Below are 18,182 nucleotides of genomic sequence, written 5' to 3' on the forward strand. Positions count from 1 at the left end.
GGTCAGGCGCTACCTTGCGCCCATGGACCTGAAGCCGGTCGCCGACGAGCTCTACGGCCTGCCTCCGAAGGACTTCACCGCGGCCCGCAACGCCGCGGCCAAGCAGGCCGAGGACAAGGACCTGGCGAAGGCCATCCAGGAGCTCCGCAAGCCCACCGTGGGCGCCTGGGCGGTCAACAAGCTCGTCCGGGACGCCCCCGAGGGCCTGGAGGAGGCGCTGGGCCTCTCCACGGCGCAGCTGACCATGCGGGAGCTGGGCCGCAAGCGCAAAGAGCTCATGGAGACGCTGGTCTACCGCACGCTGGAGCTGACCGGGCCGCTCGCGGACGACGCCGTCACGCAGGTGCGCAACACGCTGACGGCCGCGATGGCCGACCCCGAGTCCGCCGAGCAGGTGCGTGCCGGTCACCTGACCAAGGCGCTGGAGTACTCGGGCTTCGGGTTCGCCCTACCCACGCCGGAGCCGGCTCAGGAAGGCGAGGACGCGCTGGCCCGCAAGCGGCGGGAGCGGCAGGAACGCAAGCGCGCCGAGGCCCAGCAGGCGCTGGACGAGGCCGAGCAGGCCCTCGGGGAGGCCCAGGCAGACCAGCTGGCGGCGCAGCGGGCGTTCGACCGGGCCGCGGAACGGCTGGAGGACGCGAAGCGGGTCACGAGCGCCGCGGAGAAGGCCAGGAAGGCCGCCGAACGCAAGCTCACCGACCTGAGTTAGAGCGGTCGAGCGGTCCCCACTCGTCGGAGTGCTGGGAACCGACCAGCGACGAGCACTCCTCGAGCGCGCTGTCCGCCACCCAGGCGAGCGGCTCCAGGCAGCGGACCAGGGGTTCGTTGTCCGGGCCGCGGCCCACCTCGACGCCCCGCAGCACCCACGCGCGGACGTCGGGCCCGCGCAGGTCGCGCAGGTGGCGGTAGTCGAACAGGCGGCGGGCCACCCACAGTTCGCGGGAGCGGTCGTCCCACCACGGCTCGACCCGCAACGGGCTCGCGGACAGGCCGGGGAGCTCCACGCCGGTCAGCGAGTCGCGCGACTTCGAGGCGGCGTCGGCCTCCGGGCCCTTGGACCAGCGCACGTAGACGTCCTCGCCGATGAAACCGGTGAGCTCGGCGAGGCTCGTGATCGTCGGCAGCCGTGCTGTCACGCCTGGTGACGTACCCGGCCGGATTTGAAGGAAACCTGAAGGCCAGCTGAAGGAATTGAGCCTGGTCACAGTGTTCGCCGACCGGAACACGACGGACCGGTTGTACGTTCAACGATGTGGTTGGCCGCTGGCGCTCGAGCTGCTCGCCAGGGCGATCCGGCACCCCCAGGCTGGAAAAGCCCTTCCGCAGGCGTCGCGTGCTCGCGCCGCGGTCAACCCGCCGTCGACCGGCACTCCGGTAAACCCCCCTCACCGGCAGTGACGGTCGACGGCACCCTCAGAGGTTGTACTGGTCGTGCCGCTCGTAGAACGCGACGAGCTCCTCCGGCGAGAGGTTCTTCGCCTCCTGGACCTCCAGGAAGAACTCCTCACGGGCGATCCCGGGCGAGAACAGGATCAGCATCCGCACCGGAGCGTCGCTGTCGTTGCGGAACGCGTGCGGGCGATGAGCGGGCACGTAGAGGAAGTCGCCCTCCCCCGCCGTCCTCCACTCCTCCCCGTCGAGCACGGTGATCTCGCCCTCGAGCACGTAGAACGACTCCGAGAAGGTCTTGTGGAAGTGCGGACGGGGACCCGGCCGACGGGCCTCCATCCGCCACTCGAACAAGCCGAACTCGCCGTTCGTGACCGATCCAGGCGCTACGAAACGCGTGGTCGCGGTGGTGAACCCCACCTCGGACGCCGGCCTGAAGCTCATCGAACACCCTCCCCCAAAAAGTGAAATTGACTCAGGTCTCGTGTGTGACCAGCGGTAGATCTAGACTCGCCCGATGGCACATGACGCGGATGTCATCGTCGTCGGCGCGGGCCTCGCAGGTCTCGTCGCGACCGCAGAACTCGCGGACGCGGGTCGCAAGGTCATTCTCCTCGACCAGGAGCCTGAGGCGTCGCTCGGCGGCCAGGCCTGGTGGTCGTTCGGCGGGTTGTTCATGGTGGACACCCCCGAGCAGCGCAGGCTCCGGGTCAAGGACTCGCACGACCTGGCGTTGCAGGACTGGATGGGCTCGGCGGCGTTCGACCGGGAGGAAGACCACTGGCCCCGGCTGTGGGCGCAGGCCTATGTGGACTTCGCCGCCGGTGAGAAGCGCTCCTGGCTGCACAACATGGGAATGCGCTGGTTCCCGTTCGTGCAGTGGGCCGAGCGCGGCGGCTACCTGGCCGACGGGCACGGCAACTCGGTGCCGCGCTTCCACGTCACGTGGGGAACCGGGCCGGGCGTCGTCGAGCCGTTCGAGCGCCGGGTGCGGGAAGCCGTCGCGAAGGGTCTCGTGACGCTCAAGTTCCGCCACAAGGTCACGAACGTCAACGTCACCAACGGTGTGTGCGACGGCGTGTCCGGCGACGTGCTGGAAGCCTCGTCGGCCGGCAGGGCCGAGCCGAGCTCGCGGACCGTCGCGGGCGACTTCTCGTTCACGGCGCAGGCCGTGATCGTCACGTCCGGCGGCATCGGCGGCAACCACGACCTGGTGCGCAAGAACTGGCCGGAGCGCATGGGCACACCGCCGAAGTTCATGCTGGCCGGTGTGCCGGACTTCGTGGACGGCTCGATGATGGAGATCACGCAGAAGGCCGGCGGCGCGATCATCAACGCCGACCGCATGTGGCACTACCCCGAGGGCATCGCGAACTACGCCCCGGTGTGGTCGCGGCACGGCATCCGCATCCTGCCGGGCCCGTCGTCGCTGTGGCTCGACGCCGAGGGCAAGAGGCTGCCGATCCCGCTGTTCCCCGGCTTCGACTCGCTGGGGTCGTTGCAGCACATCACCACGCACGGCCACGAGCACTCGTGGTTCGTGCTGAACAAGAAGATCATCGGCAAGGAGTTCGCGCTGTCGGGCTCCGAGCAGAACCCGGACCTCACGGGCAAGGACACGAGGGCCGTCCTCAAGCGCGCGTTGCCGGGCGCCGTGGCGCCCGTGGAGGCGTTCGCCCAGAACTCCAAGGAGTTCATCCAGGCGGGCACGGTCGCGGACCTGGCCCGCGGCATGAACGCGCTGACCGGCGACTCGCGCATCGACGCGGCCGAGCTCGAGAAGACGATCGTCGAGCGCGATCGCCAGGTCACCGCCGGGCTCAGCAAGGACATGCAGGTCAACGCGATCCGCGCGGCGCGGCACTTCCTGACCGACAAGCTGATCCGCGTCGTCGAGCCGCACCGGCTGCTCGACCCCAAGGCCGGTCCGCTGATCGCGGTCAGGCTCTCGGTGGTCACGCGCAAGACGCTGGGCGGCCTGCACACCGACCTGTCGTCGCGGGTGCTCGACGCGTCCGGCGAGGTGCTGCCGGGCCTGTACGCCGCCGGTGAGGCAGCCGGGTTCGGCGGTGGTGGCGTGCACGGCTACCGCGCGCTGGAGGGCACGTTCCTCGGCGGCTGCCTGTTCTCCGGCAGGGTGGCCGGGCGTTCGGCGGCGGAGGCCGTCAAGTAGTTCTCGCGTGGTGGACGCGGGTTGACGGTCCCCGGCCCTGCGGCTGTGCTGGAAGGCATGACGCAGATCGGTGTTCTGGTCGGCAACCCGCGGCCCGCCTCACGCACGCTGCAGGCTGCTCTGGCCCTGCGCGAGGCCCTCGCCGCGACCCTGGGCGTGTCCGTCGAGGGGCCCGTCGTCGAGGCGGCGGACCTGGCACCGGCCGTGTTCACGGAACCGGACACGATCAAGGCCGCGCTGGCGGTGCTCGGGCAGGCCGAGGTGCTTGTCGTGGCGACGCCGACGTACAAAGCCGCGTACACCGGTCTGCTGAAGGCGGTGCTGGACCAGGCACCGCCAGGCTGGCTGAAGGGCAAGCTCGTCGTCCCGCTGCAGATCGCCGCCTCCGACAGGCACGCGCTCGCCGTCGAGGTGCACCTGCGTCCGGTGCTCGCCGAACTGGGGGCGGTGGTGCCGCAGGCCCTGTTCCTCAACGAGGCCGCGCTTCCCGCCGACGTCACGGACTTCGACCTCGACGCGCTGAAGGTGCTGCGATGAAGGAGCAGCTGCGCGACGCGCTGCGGCACCACGCCCAGGCCGTGACGATCGTGACCGCCACCGGACCGGAAGGTCCCGTCGGCACAACGGTTTCCTCGTTCACCTCCGTCTCGTTCGAACCGCCGCTCGTCGTCGTGTGGATCGGCGAGGGCGCGTCGGTGTGGCCGGTGCTGCGGACCGCGCCGCTGTTCGCCGTGCACCTGCTGGACGCCGCGCAGACCGGGCTCGCGGACCTGTTCGCGACGAAGGGCGTCGACAGGTTCGGCCCGGCGACGCGGTGGCAGGAGGACGCCGACGGCGTGCCGTGGCTGCTGGACGCGCCGGTGCGGCTGCGGTGCCGGACGGCGCGGCGGATCGCGGTCGGTGACCACGTGGCGCTGGTCGGCGAACCGCTGGACATCACGCACTCCGACCTCGCCGCGCCCCTGGTGCGGCACCAGGGGCGCTACACCTCAGTCGCCTAGCACTCGCAGGACCTCCCGCGCCAGCAAGTCGTTCTGCCGGAACGCCGGGGCGTTCGTGTTCGGTCGCGCGAACGCCGCGAACGCCTTCCCCGTCGTGTAAGGCCCCACGGCGAACCGGAACGGGTCCTCGTCTCCGTTCTCGTCGATCAGGCGCCCCACCGGCGACACCCGCACCAGCCCGGCGGCGTCCTCGGAGACCGCTCCGGCCGCGCGCAGCGACCGCAGCACCGGATCCGCCGTGCGCGACAACGAGTGCGTGGGCAGGCGGGCCTCGATCAGACCGTTGGCGCGCACCACGTCCGGCGTCGTCGCGCTGCCCGCCACAAAGGCGCCCTCGACCGCCTCCACCCACATGTCGGCGCCGAGAAACCGCACGATCCCTGCGCGCGACAACGCCAGCAGCTCCTCGAGCCGGTCCGGCGGCGGGCCCGAGGCCAGGTAGCTGAAGTAGCCGTGCCACCAGCCGTCGAACGGCATGAGCCCCGCCAGCTGGCCGTAGACCGACAGCAACGCCAGGAACGCCCCCAGATCGGCGCTGTACCGCGGATCGGAGCGCCGGGCCACGTCGGCCTCGACGTACGCCCTCAGGTGCTCTTGGAACTCCTCGGCGGAGCCGAAGGTCACGCCGGCCAGCGGGCGATCGAGTCGCTCGAAGTCGATGCGGTCGGCGGGATCGGGCACGGCGAGCTCTTCCAGCGCCCGCATTTCGGCGCTGTACCAGGGAAAGGCGGTGAACGAGGCAGCGAACTCCACGAACGGCATCCGCACCAGGCCAGGATGTCCGGTGAAGAGCTCGTGGTAGTGGCCCCAGGCGATCTCCTTGGCCATCAACGGCCACACGTCGGTCCGGAAGTCCAAGTCGCGGCCTCGCAACGCATCCGCGACGAAGAAGTGCGGCAGCGCCGGGCGGGTTCCCTGGAGCCGGTAGCCGGTCTTGGAGTGGTACGGCACGCCCCGCCGCGAGCCCACGTACAGCGTCGGTTCCGCACCTGAGGGCACGTAGGACAGCCGGCCGTCCGACCGCACGTACCGGCCGCCACGCCCTTCGGTCAGCAACACCATGAGGTCGATGAACGCGAGCCCGAACCCGCGCAGCACCACGTCACCGGACACGGCCGACAGGTCCGCGTCGGCCGAGTACAGCGGCGGCACGTAGACCAGCCCGTGCTCCGCGGCGTGCTCGGCGAGCTTGCGGTGTTCGGGTTCCGGCTCGGCGTCGAGGTGTCCCAGGGCGAGCACCAGGACGTCCGCGGTCAACGAGGAGCCGTCGTCGAGCCACACCTCGTTGCCGGCGACCTTCGTGGCCGAGGCCTGATGCACGGTCACAGAGATGTTCGGTGGCAGAGATTCTCTTACGTGCTCGAAGAACCACGCCAGATATCCGCTCTGCACCTGACGTGACGGGAACGCCGTCGGGTCGATGCCGGTCCACTCCGCGAGCGACGGGCCGGGACGGACCGGGCCGAGGCCGTCGAAGGAGTCGTCCGTGAACACGGTGACGTCCTCGGCCATGGAGTTCATGCGCAGCAACGGGGACTGGGCGTGCCGCCACACCCGGCCCGCACCGGGCGGGAACGGGTCGACGACGTGCACGGTCAGGGCCACGGCGGGCGACTGGGCGGCGATGCGTTCCAGCAGGCCGGCGGCACGGGGGCCGCCACCGATCAGGACGAGTGAGCGCATGCGCGTCTTTCCGTTGGAGGGCAACGAGAAACGAGCCACGTCCCTCAACGCGAGCACCACCACGGTACCCCGCGTGTGCAAGCAAATCCCGCTCTGTGGACGTCGTTGCGACGAGCCGGGTCCGGGTGTGCACTCGAAGAGCGCCTCCCTCAACGCGCCCCACTCCCACTACCAGTTCTGGGGAATCGGTCATGCCAGTTGAGTTTCTCGGGATCGCCGCCACGAACGACGGGTCGGAAACGACGCCGCGGTCGTCCAGCGGCGCGTTCGACAAGGACTACACGCTCAGGCTCGCCAGGGCGCACGAGGAGCACGGCTGGGACCGCGTGCTCTTCGCGTACGGCTCGGGCGCGCCGGAACCCTCCGCGGCGGCCGCCTACCTCGCCAGCAAGCTCGACAGGCTGCAGATCCTGCTGGCACACCGGCCGAACGTCAGCTACCCGACGTTCGCGGCGAAGACGTTCGCGACGCTCGACCAGATCAGCGACGGCCGGCTGACCGTGCACTTCATCACCGGCGGCACCGATCACGAACAGCAGCGCGAGGGCGACTACCTGACCAAGGACCAGCGCTACGGCCGCACCCGCGAGTACATCCAGATCGTCAAGAAGGCCTGGACCAGCCGGTCGGCCTTCGACCACGACGGCGAGCACTACCACTTCGCGGACTTCGTGAGCGACGTGTTCCCCGTCCAGCAACCACGCCCGAAGGTGTCGTTCGGCGGCTCCTCCCCTGCCGCCTACGCGGCCGGTGGAGCGGAGGCCGACATCTTCTGCCTGTGGGGCGAGCCGCTGGCCGAGACCGCGCAGCAGATCGAGTCGGTGAAGCAGGCCGCGAAGGACGCCGGGCGCACGGACGTGCCGAGGATCCAGGTCGCGTTCCGGCCGATCATCGCGCCGACCGAGGAACTGGCCTGGGAGAAGGCCCACCGCACGGTCGACCGGATCGAGGCGCGGAAGGCGAACGGGCCGCTGAGCCGCCGGCATTCGGCGACCAGCCCGGAGAACACCGGTTCGCAACGGCTGCTGGCGGTCGCGGAACGCGGCGAGCGGTTCGACCGTGCTCTGTGGACGCCGACGGCGAAGGCGACGGGCGGTGCCGGCAACTCCAACGCGCTGGTGGGCACTCCGGAGACCGTCGCGCAGGCGTTGCTGGACTACTACGACCTCGGCGTCGACATCCTGTCCGCGCGGGGCTACGACCTGCTCGACGACGCGATCGACTTCGGCCGGTACGTGATCCCCATCGTGCGCGAGGAGGTCGCGAAGCGAGACCGGGCCAAGGCCGCATGACGACTCTCGAAGTGCGCCGCGTCCGGCAATCGGATCCCGACGCGGCGCCATTGGTCGCTGAGCTCACGTACGAATACACATCTCGCTACGGCCCGATGGGTGCACAGGAGATGCAACGACCGGCGGATGTGTTCGAGCCGCCGAACGGACAGTTCCTCCTTCTCGTGGAAGCGGGTGTGGCCGTAGCGGGCGGTGCGTTCAAACGGTTTGACGCCGAAACAGCCGAACTGAAGCGCATCTGGACGCATTCACGACACCGCCGGCGCGGATTGGCGCGGCGGGTTCTCGTGGAACTGGAGAACGAGGCCAGAACGTTTGGGTACACCAGGATCTACCTCACCACGGGACCGCGCCAGCCGGAGGCGAAAGGGCTGTACCTGGCGACCGGTTACACACCGTTGTTCGACGTTGATACAGACCCCCTGACAATTGGCTCGCTAGCCTTCAGCAAGGTGATTCATTAGTTCAAACGAGTGAATTAGTGGTCGAACCGCCGATTCTCGGCCGGGATTCGCGGTTCGGTTGGACAGGTTCTGAGTGATCAGTAAGCTTGTCCGTTGGACCCACTCCTGGTGGTGGTACCGCGTCAACCGATCGAAGCAGATCACCCCGGTCCCCACGAACGGCCACCTGAGCTGAATGAACATGGTCGACAGCCGAGAGCCCGCCGTTCGCTGGGCGGCGGCGATCTCCAGCACCCTCGTCGCGAACTTCACGCGCGCGAAACTCGAGCAACTGCTCGGCGTCTACGTCGAGCAGTTGCTCAGCGGTGGCGTGGACGAGGCCCGGCAGGTGGGCCGGTCCATGGTCGAGCACGACTTCATCGCCTCGGCGACGCTGGAGCTGTCGCTCACCTGTCTGAGTGAGCACACCGCGGTCACGCCGGCCCAGCTCGCCGCGCTCGCCGCCGGGTACGCGGAGGGGCTGCGCGACCGCACGCTCGCCCAGCAGGAGCTCAGCCGCACGGCCGCGATCAACACGATGCGCCGGGCCGAGGCCGCGGTCAGGGCGAGCGAGGCGAAGTTCCGCGCGGTCTTCGAGAGCTCGGCGTTCGGCATCGTCGTGAGCGGCGTCAAGGGTGAGATCATCGACGTCAACGAGGCGTTGCTCGCGATGCTCGACTACAAGCACGAGGACCTGCGCAAGATGAGCGGCCGCGACCTCGTGCACCCGGACGACAGGGCCGGGCTGCGGGAGCTGACGAAGCAGCTGATCGCGTCCGGGCACGACAACATCCGCGTCGAGAAGCGGATGGTCCGCAGCGACGGCGAGACGATCCAGACGCACATGGCGATCTCGGTGGTGCGCGAGGAGGACGGCACGCCGCCGTACCTCGTCACCATGATCGAGAACATGAGCGAGATGCGCGCGCTGCAGACGCAGCTCGTGCGGCAGAGCCTCAACGACGTGCAGACGGGCCTGCCGAACCGCGCGCAGTTCCTCGGCTGGCTGGAGGGCGTGTCCGGCTCGAAGGGCCCGGAGACGCTGGCGCTCGTGCAGGTCGACGTCGACGGCTTCCGCGGCGTGAACGACGCGTTCGGGCACGAGGCGGGCAACCGGGTGCTCCTGCACGTCGCGACGCACCTGCGGGCGGTGTTCTCCGAGGACGTCGCCAAGGTCGCGCGCATCGGCGAGGACGAGTTCGGCGTGCTGATCAAGGACCCGCAGGACGTGCGCAGCGTGGTCGCCCTGGTCGAGGACTTCACCGCACGCCTGGAGGAGCCGATCTGGATCGACTCGCACGGCGTCGGCGTGACCACGAGCGTCGGCATCGTTGCGCGGGCGGCGCGCGACGGCGACTCGGCGGACCTGTTGCGCGCGGCGGACGTCACGGTCGGCTGGGCCAAGCGCGACGGCAAGGCGCAGTGGGCGCTGTACGACCGTGAACGGGACATGCACGACAAGGCGAGGTACGCGCTCGCGGCCTCGATCCCCGGCGCGCTGGAAGAGGGCCAGTTCCGCGTCGACTACCTGCCCGTCCACTCGCTGGCCGACGGCTCGGTGCTCGCGCTGGAGGCCAAGATCGTCTGGGAGCACCCCGAACGCGGGGTGCTGTGCCCGGACACGTTCCTCGACCAGTCGTCGAACAACGGCATGGTCGTCCGCCTGGTGCACTGGGCGCTGGAGGCCGCGTGCCGGCACGCGGCCGACTGGCACCTGGCGCTGGGCCCGCGGATGCCCGTGCTCTCGATGGACCTGCCGCCGCGGCTGTGCCAGGAGCCCGAGCTCGTCGCCGAGGTCGCCCGAGTGCTGGACCGCACCGGCCTGCCCGCGTCGTTGCTGCGCTTCGAGCTGCACGAGCAGCTGCCGGCGTTGCTGAACGACGACCAGCTGGAGGAGCTCACGATCCTGGCCGAACGCGGCGTCGGGCTGGTGCTCGACCAGGTGAACGGCGGCAACGTGGGCGTCGACCGGCTGCGCCGGCTGCCGTTGAGCGGCGTGAAGTTCACCGGTTCCGTCGTGCACGGTCTCGACGAGGGCGCGAACCGCGTGGAGGAGAGCGCTTCGGTGGCGCTGCTGCGGTGGGCGTCGATGCTGAAGCTGACGCTCTACGCCGAGGACGTGCGCACCCCCGCCGAGGCCGCGAGGCTGGGGAAGCTGGGTGTCGAGGGCGGGCAGGGCCCGCACTTCGGGCCGCCGCTGTCGGCCGCCGAGGTCTCCGCGCTCCTTCTCAGCTAGTTCTTATCAGGGTTTTCGAGGGTTTCGGCACAGCTGGCTCACATGATGGGGGTCCATCGTGGAGTCATGACCGAGCAGAGCTTCCCCGCGATGAGCGGGTCACTGGTGGAACCGCAGCCCGTCGTCGTCGCCCCGAAGTTCTGGCGCCGGACCGCGCCGATGCTCACGGCCGCGGCACTCGTCGCGGGCCTGTTCGGAGGCGTCACCGGAGCGGTGATCGCCTCGCCGGACTCCACCCCCACGACTTCCTCCGTGTCGGCGCAGACGATCGCGAACACGTCCACACCGGACTGGAGCGCCGTCGCCTCCGGCGTGCTGCCCTCGGTGGTCCAGGTGAACGTCGGCAACGGCCTCGGCTCCGGCGTGGTCCTCTCCGCGGACGGCAAGATCCTCACCAACAACCACGTCGTCGCCTCGTCCGGCGGCCGGGTCACCGTGAAGTTCAACGACGGCCGCGAACTGCCGGCCACCGTCGTCGACACCGACCCCGCCTCGGACCTCGCCGTGCTGCAGGTCTCCGGGGCGTCCGGCCTCACGCCGATCAAGTGGGCGGACTCCGGCTCGGTGAAGGTCGGTGACGCGGTGATGGCCATCGGCTCGCCGTCCGGGCTGCAGGGCACCGTGACGACCGGCATCGTCTCGGCCCTGGACCGCAAGGTGACGGTGCCGGGCGAGACCCGCCGCGCGTCCTCCGTGTCGTACCAGGCGATCCAGACCGACGCGTCGATCAACCCCGGCAACTCCGGTGGCGCGCTGGTGAACGCGGCCGGCGAGCTGGTCGGGATCAACTCGGCGATCTACTCGCCGGCGTCGAGCAGCGGTGAGGCCGGGAGCGTGGGCATCGGGTTCGCGATCCCGTCCAACACGGCCAAGCAGATCGTGGACGAGCTGAGCTGACGTTCGGCTGGGGCCGCGGTGACGCCGCGGCCCCAGCCGTGTCAGGACAGCCAGTCCGGGCGCAACGGCATGTGCGACGTCGTCCCGTCCAGCCGCACCCCGAGCACCTGGTGCAGCTGGATGTTGTTGCGCTCGAACCCGAGCCGCGACGCCGCGAGGTACAGCCGCCACACCCGCGCCCGGGCCTCGCCGACCTCCTCGACCGCTTCCTCCCAGTGCGCGTCGAGGTTGCGGCTCCAGGCGGCGAGCGTGAGGGCGTAGTGCTCGCGGATGTTCTCCTCGTGCCGCACCTCGAACCCGGTGTCGTGCATCAGCGACACGAGGTGGCCGGGCCCGACCAGCTCACCGTCAGGGAACACGTACCGGTCGATGAACGGCCCCGACAACGCCCGCTGCTTGTTGTCCGGCCGGGTGATGCAGTGGTTCAGCAGCCGGCCGCCGGGCTTCAGCTTCCGGTACAACGACGAGAAGTACGCCGGCAGCTTGGCCTTGCCGATGTGCTCGGTGAGGCCGATGGACGACACCGCGTCGAACCCGGTCTCCCGCACGTCGCGGTAGTCGAGGTGCCGGACCTCCGCCAGGTCCGACAACCCGGCCTCGACGATCGCCTTCTGCGCCCACTCCGCCTGGTTGCGCGACAACGTCACGCCGATCGCCCGCACCCCGTACTCGCGGGCCGCGTGCATCACCATGCCGCCCCAGCCGCAGCCGACGTCCAGCAGCTTCATCCCGGGCTTCAGCCCCAGCTTGCGCGCCACCAGGTCGTGCTTGGCGAACTGGGCTTCCTCCAGGGTGGAGTCGAGGGCCGGGTAGACCGCGCAGGTGTAGGCCATCGACGGACCGAGGACCCACTCGTAGAACTGGTTCGAGACGTCGTAGTGGTGCGCGATGGCCTGCGAGTCGCGGGCCTTGGAGTGCCGCAGGCCGCGCAGGCGGGTCTCCTGCGGCGGCGGGGTCACCTTGTGCGACAACCGGATCCGGCCGAGGAACCGCAGCAGCTCGACCCGTTGCAGCCACGGGAGCTCGCGCAGCGAGAACTCCGACAGCCGGGAGAGCCCGGCGTGCACGTCGCCGAGTATCTCCAGGTGACCCGTCACGTAGGCACGGGCCAGGCCCAGTTCACCCGGCGCGGAAGCCAGGTAGGACAAGGCTTCCGGTGTTTTGATGTCGATGGACACCGCGGCCGCCGACGGCCCGGCGGTACTGCCGTCGTAGGCCTGGAAGCGAACGTCGCTGCCACCTGTGATGCTCTGGAAAATGGAGGCCAACCGCATTCATCGTCCCCTGACACACTTGGCGTACAGATCAGGCAGGCGGTTCGTCTGGTCGTACCGGGCCTTCACGGACCGGTAGTGCGAACCGTTGTAGTGCCGCCAGAACTCGTCCTCGGTGTAGTACGAGTCCGAGTACAGCGACTTGTGGCCGCCCAGCCGCGCCACCTCGCGCTCGATCAGCCGGTTGCGGTCACCCATCTTCTCCCCCGGTCGTACCGGGACCTCCGACCAGAACCCGACGTTGACGTACAACGTGTCCTCGTCCATCGGGTACAGCGGCCAGCCCGTGGTGTCGCGCAGGCGGACCGGGCACAGCCACACCGGCGAGATGCCGATCTCCCGGTCGAAGAAGTCGAGGAAGTCGGCCAGTCCGGCGACCGGGATCTCCACGTCCTGGATCACCGGCTCGACGTCCGTGCGCGGCCTCAGCCGCCGGTGCTTCGCGACGAGCTTGCGGTACACGTCCGAACGCAGGTACCGCTTCGGCCACATGCGACGGACGACCGGGTTCTGCGCGCCGAACGCCCGCGAGCACCAGAACCAGTCGGTGTCCCAGCGCCACAGGTAGTCGTGGATCGTCAGGTGGTCCGTGCGGCGTTTCTGGATGGACCGGTAGTAGATCTGGTTGCCGGTGTAGTCCGACGTGTAGGGCGCGATGTCGGCGTAGTGGCCGAGCGTCAGGTACATCTCACCCCGCGAGAACACGGTGCCGTCGACGAAGTCCGCCGAGCCGTCCTCGCAGACCTCCTCGATGACGGCGGCGCACTCTGCGAAGGAGCCGAACGGCACGTGCCGCAGCCGGACGTACTGGCGCACCGGCTCCAGCTCGATCTCCAGCCGCAGCGCGTAGCCCAGCGTCCCGTAGGAGTTGGGGAACGCGCGGAACAGGTCGTCGTCCGGCTTGGCGACGACCACCTCGCCGTCGCCGGTGAGGATCTCCAGCTCCCGCACGGACTCGTGCGGCAGCCCGTTGCGGAAGGACGTGGACTCGATGCCGAGTCCGGCGACCGCACCGCCGATGGTGATGGTTTTGAGCTGCGGCACCACCAACGGCATCAAGCCGTGGGGAAGTGTCGCGGCGACGAGGTTCTCGTAGGTGGTCATGCCCTGCACCTGTGCGGTGCGTCCGGCCGGGTCCACGGACAGGACCCGGTCGAACCTGCCGACGTCGAGGCCGCCGGCCTGGTCGGCGCGGAACCGGAAGAGGTTCGACGTCTTCTTCGCGAGCCGCACTGGCGCACCTTCGCGCATCGCGGCGTACTGCGCGCTCAGCGCAGCCACGGCCGAGCTGTGCCCATGGTCACTCACCAGAACGACGTTATTCCTCGTCAGCGTCCTTGGCACGCCCAAAAGCCCGAATGGGCCAGCGATCTTCACCGGCCCCCTGCCTAAAGTTACTTGCGAGTAGTAACGTGCGGGGCATGGCTACGCACGAGGTGACCAACCAGGTCCCGCTGCTGAGCGGCCACGACGTCGCGGACGACCCGGCCCTGCTCAGCTGGGTCGACGACGCCGAACTGCACGCGCTGGGCAGGCTCGCGGGCAGCCACGAGTGGCAGGAGCGCGGCCGGCTCGCAAACGCTTACCCGCCGGTGCTGCACACCCACGACCGATTCGGGAACCGAATCGACGAGGTCGAGTTCCACCCCGCCTGGCACCAACTGATGGACGTCGCCGTTACGCACGGGTTGCACGCCTATGTCGACGGTGGACACCTCGAGCGGGCGGCCAGGTTCTACGTGTGGTCCCAGGTCGAGGCGGGCCACGGATGTCCGATTTCGATGACTTACGCGTCCGTGCCCGCTTTGCGCGTCGCGCCGGATCTGGCCGAGAGCTACGAACCCCTTCTGACCGCGCGGAACTACGACTTCGGGCTGCGCGCGCCGCTGTCCAAACAGGGCCTGATCGCCGGCATGTCCATGACCGAGAAGCAGGGTGGATCGGACGTCCGCGCGAACACGACCGTCGCGAGGCCGGTCGCCGACGGCTACGTGCTGACCGGGCACAAGTGGTTCACCTCGGCGCCGATGTCGGACGTGTTCCTGACCCTCGCGCAGGCACCCGGCGGACTCACGTGCTTCCTCGTGCCGCGGGTGCTCCCGGACGGCACGCGCAACCGGTTCTTCCTGCAGCGCCTGAAGGACAAGCTCGGCAACAAGTCCAACGCCTCCGCCGAGATCGAGTACGACGAGGCGTTCGCGCACCGGGTCGGCGACGAGGGCCGCGGCGTGCGGACCATCATCGAGATGGTCAACACGACCCGGCTCGACTGCGTCCTCGGCAGCGCCGCGGGTATGCGCGCCGGGCTCAGGCAGGCCGCGCACCACGCCGCGCACCGCAAGGCGTTCGGCAGCTACCTGATCGACCAGCCGGCCATGCGCAACGTGCTGGCCGACCTCGCGATCGAGTCCGAGGCGGCGACCACGACCGCCATGTGGCTCGCCCAGCACCGGCCGCGGCTCGGGCTCGCGGTCACCAAGTACTGGGTGTGCAAGCGCGGCCCGGCGCACGCCGCTGAGGCGTTGGAGTGCCTGGGCGGCAACGGGTACATCGAGGACAGCGGGATGCCGCGGCTGTTCCGCGAGTCACCGCTGATGTCGATCTGGGAGGGCTCCGGCAACGTCGCCGCGCTCGACGTCCTGCGGGCGATGAAGAAGGAGCCCGACTCGGTGCAGGAGTTCCTCGCCGCCGTCACCGGGGTCGACCAGCGCGTCGACAGGGCGCTGAACGAGCTCGGCACCGCGCTGTCCGATGTGGACGAGTCGCAGGCCCGCCGGGTCGTGGAGAAGATGGCGCTGATCCTGCAGGGTGCCCTGCTGGTGAAGCACGGGCACCCCGCCGTCGCGGACGCGTTCCTCGGTTCACGGCTGGGCGGGGACTGGGGAGTCGCGTTCGGCACGCTCCCCAGGTCCACCGACTTCGCCTCGATCATCGACCGGGCTGTACCGAAGATCTAGGCAGGGCATCCGTTCGCGAGGCGCGGCGACTCCGGCCCGTAAAGGTCACCGGTCAGGAACACGCACGTGGGCTGCTGCTCGAAGTCGTGGATGTTCGCGATCTCCAGGATCGTGAAGTTCCGCGTCTCACCGACCCGCGACGCCTTGAAGTTGGTGCGTCCCGTCGCGCCGAAGAACTCCAGCTCGCGCAGCTCCCCCGCGATCGCACCGCGGTGCGGGGCACGCCCGGACAGACGCGCCTGGGCGTTGCCCACGGTGTCGAGGAACAGGCCTGCCGCGTCGTAGGCGACCGCCATGTGCTCGCCCGGCCACGGCTTCGCGGGCTTGTCCTCCGGCGGCAGCGCGGACTGCCGGATCTCGTCGGCCAGCCTGCTGTAGCCGGCGCAGAAGGCGTCCAGCGGCAGGCCACCGCGCACCTTCTGGTCGGGCTTGCCCTCCACGCAGGACTTGCCCGCGAGCACGACGAGTCCGGCCATGCTCACGTACGACACGCGCATGCCGGCCAGCGAGTCGCGCGTGCGGCTGGCCTTCTGCGCGATGAACCGGATGATCGCGTCGTCCGCGAGGATGCGCGGCAGGCGGTTCTTGTCGTAGCAGTCCTTGCCGACCGCCTGCAGGAACTCGCCGAAGTGCTCCTCGCGGCCCGCGAAGAACACCAGTTCGCCGGAGTGGTCCTCGACGCATTGCGATGGAACCTCCTGCGGGCTGTTCACCCACTCGATCGCCTCGTACCGCACGCCCGAGGCTGCCAGTTCCTTGCCCAGCACGTTGACCAGGTTGTCGAGGTAGACGTCCGTTCCTCCGAGCCGGGGGTGGCGGATCGACACCTTGCTCGCGCCGACGTGCTGCGCGTACCTCCTGACGAGGTCGGCCTGCCGGACGTTGCCGGGGATGAGCTGGAAGTACGTCGTCGAGAGCTTCGGCAGCGACGCCTCGGTCAGCGTGGTGCCGATGGTCGGCACGCCGAACGAGCCGAGCGCGCTGATGACCTTCTGGGTCTGCTCGACGCTGCGGTCGAGCCCGACCACGCCGATGATGCTCGGGTCCCTCTCCAGCAACGGGATCAGCATCTCCGACAGCACGTCGTCCGCGCGGCCCATCTTCCCGCCGCCGTTCGCGACCACGACGCGCAGCAACGGTCCCGAGCTCGACCTGTCGTTCTGCTGCCGTTGCTTGAGCAGCATCCCCTCCAACTCCTCGGCCCTGGAGTGGTCGGCGTCGGGGTTGCTGTCCTTGTGGGTGAGGCTCGAGAAGTAGAGCAGCGAGACGAGCGGGCGTGCGGGCTCCGAGTCGTGCAGCCGTTCCGCCGCCTCGTTCTGCGCGAAGACCGCCTGCTGCGTCCACCGCAGCCGTTCGTTCGAGCCGAACACCTGGCTGGTGTTGTCGCTGTAGCCGAGGCACTCCACGTTGCCGCCGACGTCCATCAGCCGCGTCGAGACGCCCGGTGAGATCGCCGAGCCGACGATGGAGCAGTTGGCCTCGACGTTGTTCTGCACCGCCACGAACCCCGGCACCAGCAGCACCACGACCACCGCCGCGATGATCGCCTCCAGTCGTCGCGACTTCGCGAGCCAGCGCACCGGAGCCGCGGTGAACGCGGGCGCTCCCTTCCACTTCTTCCGGTCCGAGCTGGGGAACGGCAGCGTGATCATCAGGTAGCGGGCGTCCGGCGCGAGCATCTGGCGCTTGCGCGGCAGCTCCTCCCGCCAGGTCGTCAACGCCTCCGCCGTCTCGTCCGGCGCGACCGGCGTGGTCCCGAGCCGCTGCGACAGCGCCGGCTGGACCGAGCTCGCCGCGATCACCAGCAGCGGGTCCAGCTCGCCCGTCTCGTTGCGGACGTCGTTGATCAGCTCCAGCAGCTCCCAGCCGCCGTTGTCCTCGGTGACGCCGTCGAGCAGCACGGGGATGTAGGCGGTGCGGCGGAACCCGGCCCTGCGCGGCAGGAACCGGCGGCGCCGCCGGTAGGAGATCCGCAGGTCCTCCAGGAACGCGTGCACGAGCAGCAGCTTGATCTGCTCCTCGTTCTCCGACTCGCGCCTGCCCAGCGTGAGCCGCTCGGCGAACCCGAGGAACTCGATGGAGTGGTTGGGCAGCGCGAAGTTCTGCCCGCGCATGAACCACTTCGACTCGCGCGCGAGCCCCGGCACCCGCTTGCCGAGCCACCGGAAGCCGGCTTTGCTGCCGACCCACGCGACCAGCCCCAGGCCCAGCCTCGTCACGAGGTTGGGGATGAACGCGTCGACGGCCCGGTTCAGCGCGTCTCCGTCCTGGCCGGAACGGCCCGTCCACTGCCGCAGCAGCTCGATGACGCTCGCCCGGTCGTCACGGCCGGGCTTGCGCGGCAGGCGCTTGCTCGTGAGCCAGTCGACGAGCCGGTAGTGGTCGAACCGAGTCAGCCGTTCGGTGCCGACGTGGACCTCGGCCAGCTGCCGGCTCAACACGTCCAGCAACGGCAACAACGGCGGCGTCTCACGCGCTTCCGGTGGCCATCTTTTGTCCACTTCCGCACGTACGGCGGACACGTCGACATAGGCGTGCGGTATTGCCGGACGACCCTCGTCGAGCTTGTGTTCGAGGGCGCGCAGAAATGGCGTCGGACTGGCTTCGCTCTCCAGGTAGAGCAGCGGAAGTGGCTGGTCACCGACCACTTCCTCGGTCCTGCTCCGGTAGAAGAAGCCGGGCCTGTCGCACAGACCGCGAATGACTTCGAGAAGAACGTTCAAACCCGGGAAGAACGGTTCTGTCCGGCTACCTGTCATCTGCACCCTCACACTCGTGCGGAAGGCAGACGACGGTAGCCGGACAGCGCGATTCGAACCGGCGTTTTGAAACTATTT

Annotated in this window: 15 protein-coding genes; 9 read left to right on the plus strand and 6 right to left on the minus strand. The window is 69.4% G+C overall.

The window, feature by feature from the left end; genetic code table 11:
* The first annotated feature begins 22 nt into the window (after positions 1–22).
* Positions 23–709 (plus strand): hypothetical protein, encoded by a 687-nt coding sequence (locus ORI60_RS17345; protein ID WP_266038416.1) that lies wholly within the window; start codon positions 23–25, stop codon positions 707–709.
* Here the strand turns inward: ORI60_RS17345 and ORI60_RS17350 are convergent.
* On the minus strand, positions 693–1,136 hold the full coding sequence (locus ORI60_RS17350) for a DUF6098 family protein (RefSeq protein WP_266038418.1): 444 nt from the start codon (positions 1,134–1,136) through the stop codon (positions 693–695). The genes ORI60_RS17345 and ORI60_RS17350 overlap by 17 nt on opposite strands.
* A gap of 277 nt (positions 1,137–1,413) precedes the next feature.
* Positions 1,414–1,833: a cupin domain-containing protein gene (locus ORI60_RS17355; RefSeq protein ID WP_266038419.1), complete on the minus strand. Its 420-nt coding sequence runs from the start codon at positions 1,831–1,833 to the stop codon at positions 1,414–1,416.
* A 73-nt stretch (positions 1,834–1,906) separates the two neighbouring features.
* Here ORI60_RS17355 and ORI60_RS17360 point away from each other — a divergent pair, with 73 nt between their 5' ends.
* Genes ORI60_RS17360 through ORI60_RS17370 form a run of 3 tightly spaced genes read left to right on the plus strand, consistent with a single transcriptional unit; the run spans position 1,907 to position 4,563 of the window.
* Positions 1,907–3,562 (plus strand): FAD-binding dehydrogenase, encoded by a 1,656-nt coding sequence (locus tag ORI60_RS17360; RefSeq protein ID WP_266038421.1) that lies wholly within the window; start codon positions 1,907–1,909, stop codon positions 3,560–3,562.
* A gap of 57 nt (positions 3,563–3,619) precedes the next feature.
* Positions 3,620–4,099 (plus strand): NADPH-dependent FMN reductase, encoded by a 480-nt coding sequence (locus ORI60_RS17365; RefSeq protein WP_266038422.1) that lies wholly within the window; start codon positions 3,620–3,622, stop codon positions 4,097–4,099.
* Entirely contained in the window at positions 4,096–4,563 is a 468-nt protein-coding gene (locus tag ORI60_RS17370) for a flavin reductase family protein (RefSeq protein ID WP_266038423.1), read from the plus strand. Before ORI60_RS17365 ends, ORI60_RS17370 begins: the two co-directional genes overlap by 4 nt.
* On the opposite strand, the gene ORI60_RS17375 is transcribed toward ORI60_RS17370, so the two are convergent.
* Entirely contained in the window at positions 4,552–6,246 is a 1,695-nt protein-coding gene (locus tag ORI60_RS17375) for an FAD/NAD(P)-binding protein (RefSeq protein ID WP_266038424.1), read from the minus strand. The two genes, ORI60_RS17370 and ORI60_RS17375, sit on opposite strands and share 12 nt — an antisense overlap.
* A gap of 191 nt (positions 6,247–6,437) precedes the next feature.
* On the opposite strand from ORI60_RS17375, the gene ORI60_RS17380 reads away from it, so the two are divergent.
* From ORI60_RS17380 to ORI60_RS17395, 4 genes are all read left to right on the plus strand, one after another.
* On the plus strand, positions 6,438–7,538 hold the full coding sequence (locus ORI60_RS17380) for an LLM class flavin-dependent oxidoreductase (protein WP_266038425.1): 1,101 nt from the start codon (positions 6,438–6,440) through the stop codon (positions 7,536–7,538).
* Positions 7,535–8,002, plus strand: a complete 468-nt coding sequence (locus ORI60_RS17385; protein WP_266038426.1) for a GNAT family N-acetyltransferase — start codon at positions 7,535–7,537, stop codon at positions 8,000–8,002. The genes ORI60_RS17380 and ORI60_RS17385 overlap by 4 nt, the downstream gene beginning before the upstream one ends.
* Positions 8,003–8,183: 181 nt before the next feature.
* Complete coding sequence (locus tag ORI60_RS17390; protein WP_266038428.1) at positions 8,184–10,217, plus strand: putative bifunctional diguanylate cyclase/phosphodiesterase; 2,034 nt, start codon at positions 8,184–8,186, stop codon at positions 10,215–10,217.
* A 66-nt stretch (positions 10,218–10,283) separates the two neighbouring features.
* A complete protein-coding gene (locus tag ORI60_RS17395; protein WP_266038429.1) occupies positions 10,284–11,114 on the plus strand; it encodes a S1C family serine protease in 831 nt (276 codons plus the stop codon).
* A gap of 41 nt (positions 11,115–11,155) precedes the next feature.
* On the opposite strand, the gene ORI60_RS17400 is transcribed toward ORI60_RS17395, so the two are convergent.
* Positions 11,156–12,388: an SAM-dependent methyltransferase gene (locus tag ORI60_RS17400; protein WP_266038430.1), complete on the minus strand. Its 1,233-nt coding sequence runs from the start codon at positions 12,386–12,388 to the stop codon at positions 11,156–11,158.
* Positions 12,389–13,639 carry an FAD-binding oxidoreductase gene (locus tag ORI60_RS17405; RefSeq protein WP_266038460.1) on the minus strand — a complete coding sequence of 417 codons (1,251 nt, stop codon included), beginning with the start codon at positions 13,637–13,639 and terminating at the stop codon, positions 12,389–12,391.
* A gap of 170 nt (positions 13,640–13,809) precedes the next feature.
* On the opposite strand from ORI60_RS17405, the gene ORI60_RS17410 reads away from it, so the two are divergent.
* On the plus strand, positions 13,810–15,345 hold the full coding sequence (locus ORI60_RS17410) for an acyl-CoA dehydrogenase family protein (RefSeq protein ID WP_266038431.1): 1,536 nt from the start codon (positions 13,810–13,812) through the stop codon (positions 15,343–15,345).
* Here the strand turns inward: ORI60_RS17410 and ORI60_RS17415 are convergent.
* A complete protein-coding gene (locus ORI60_RS17415) occupies positions 15,342–18,068 on the minus strand; it encodes a hypothetical protein (protein WP_266038432.1) in 2,727 nt (908 codons plus the stop codon). The two genes, ORI60_RS17410 and ORI60_RS17415, sit on opposite strands and share 4 nt — an antisense overlap.
* Between the last annotated feature and the right edge of the window lie 114 nt (positions 18,069–18,182).

Source organism: Lentzea sp. NEAU-D7 (genome assembly GCF_026242055.1).
Classification (GTDB): domain Bacteria; phylum Actinomycetota; class Actinomycetes; order Mycobacteriales; family Pseudonocardiaceae; genus Lentzea.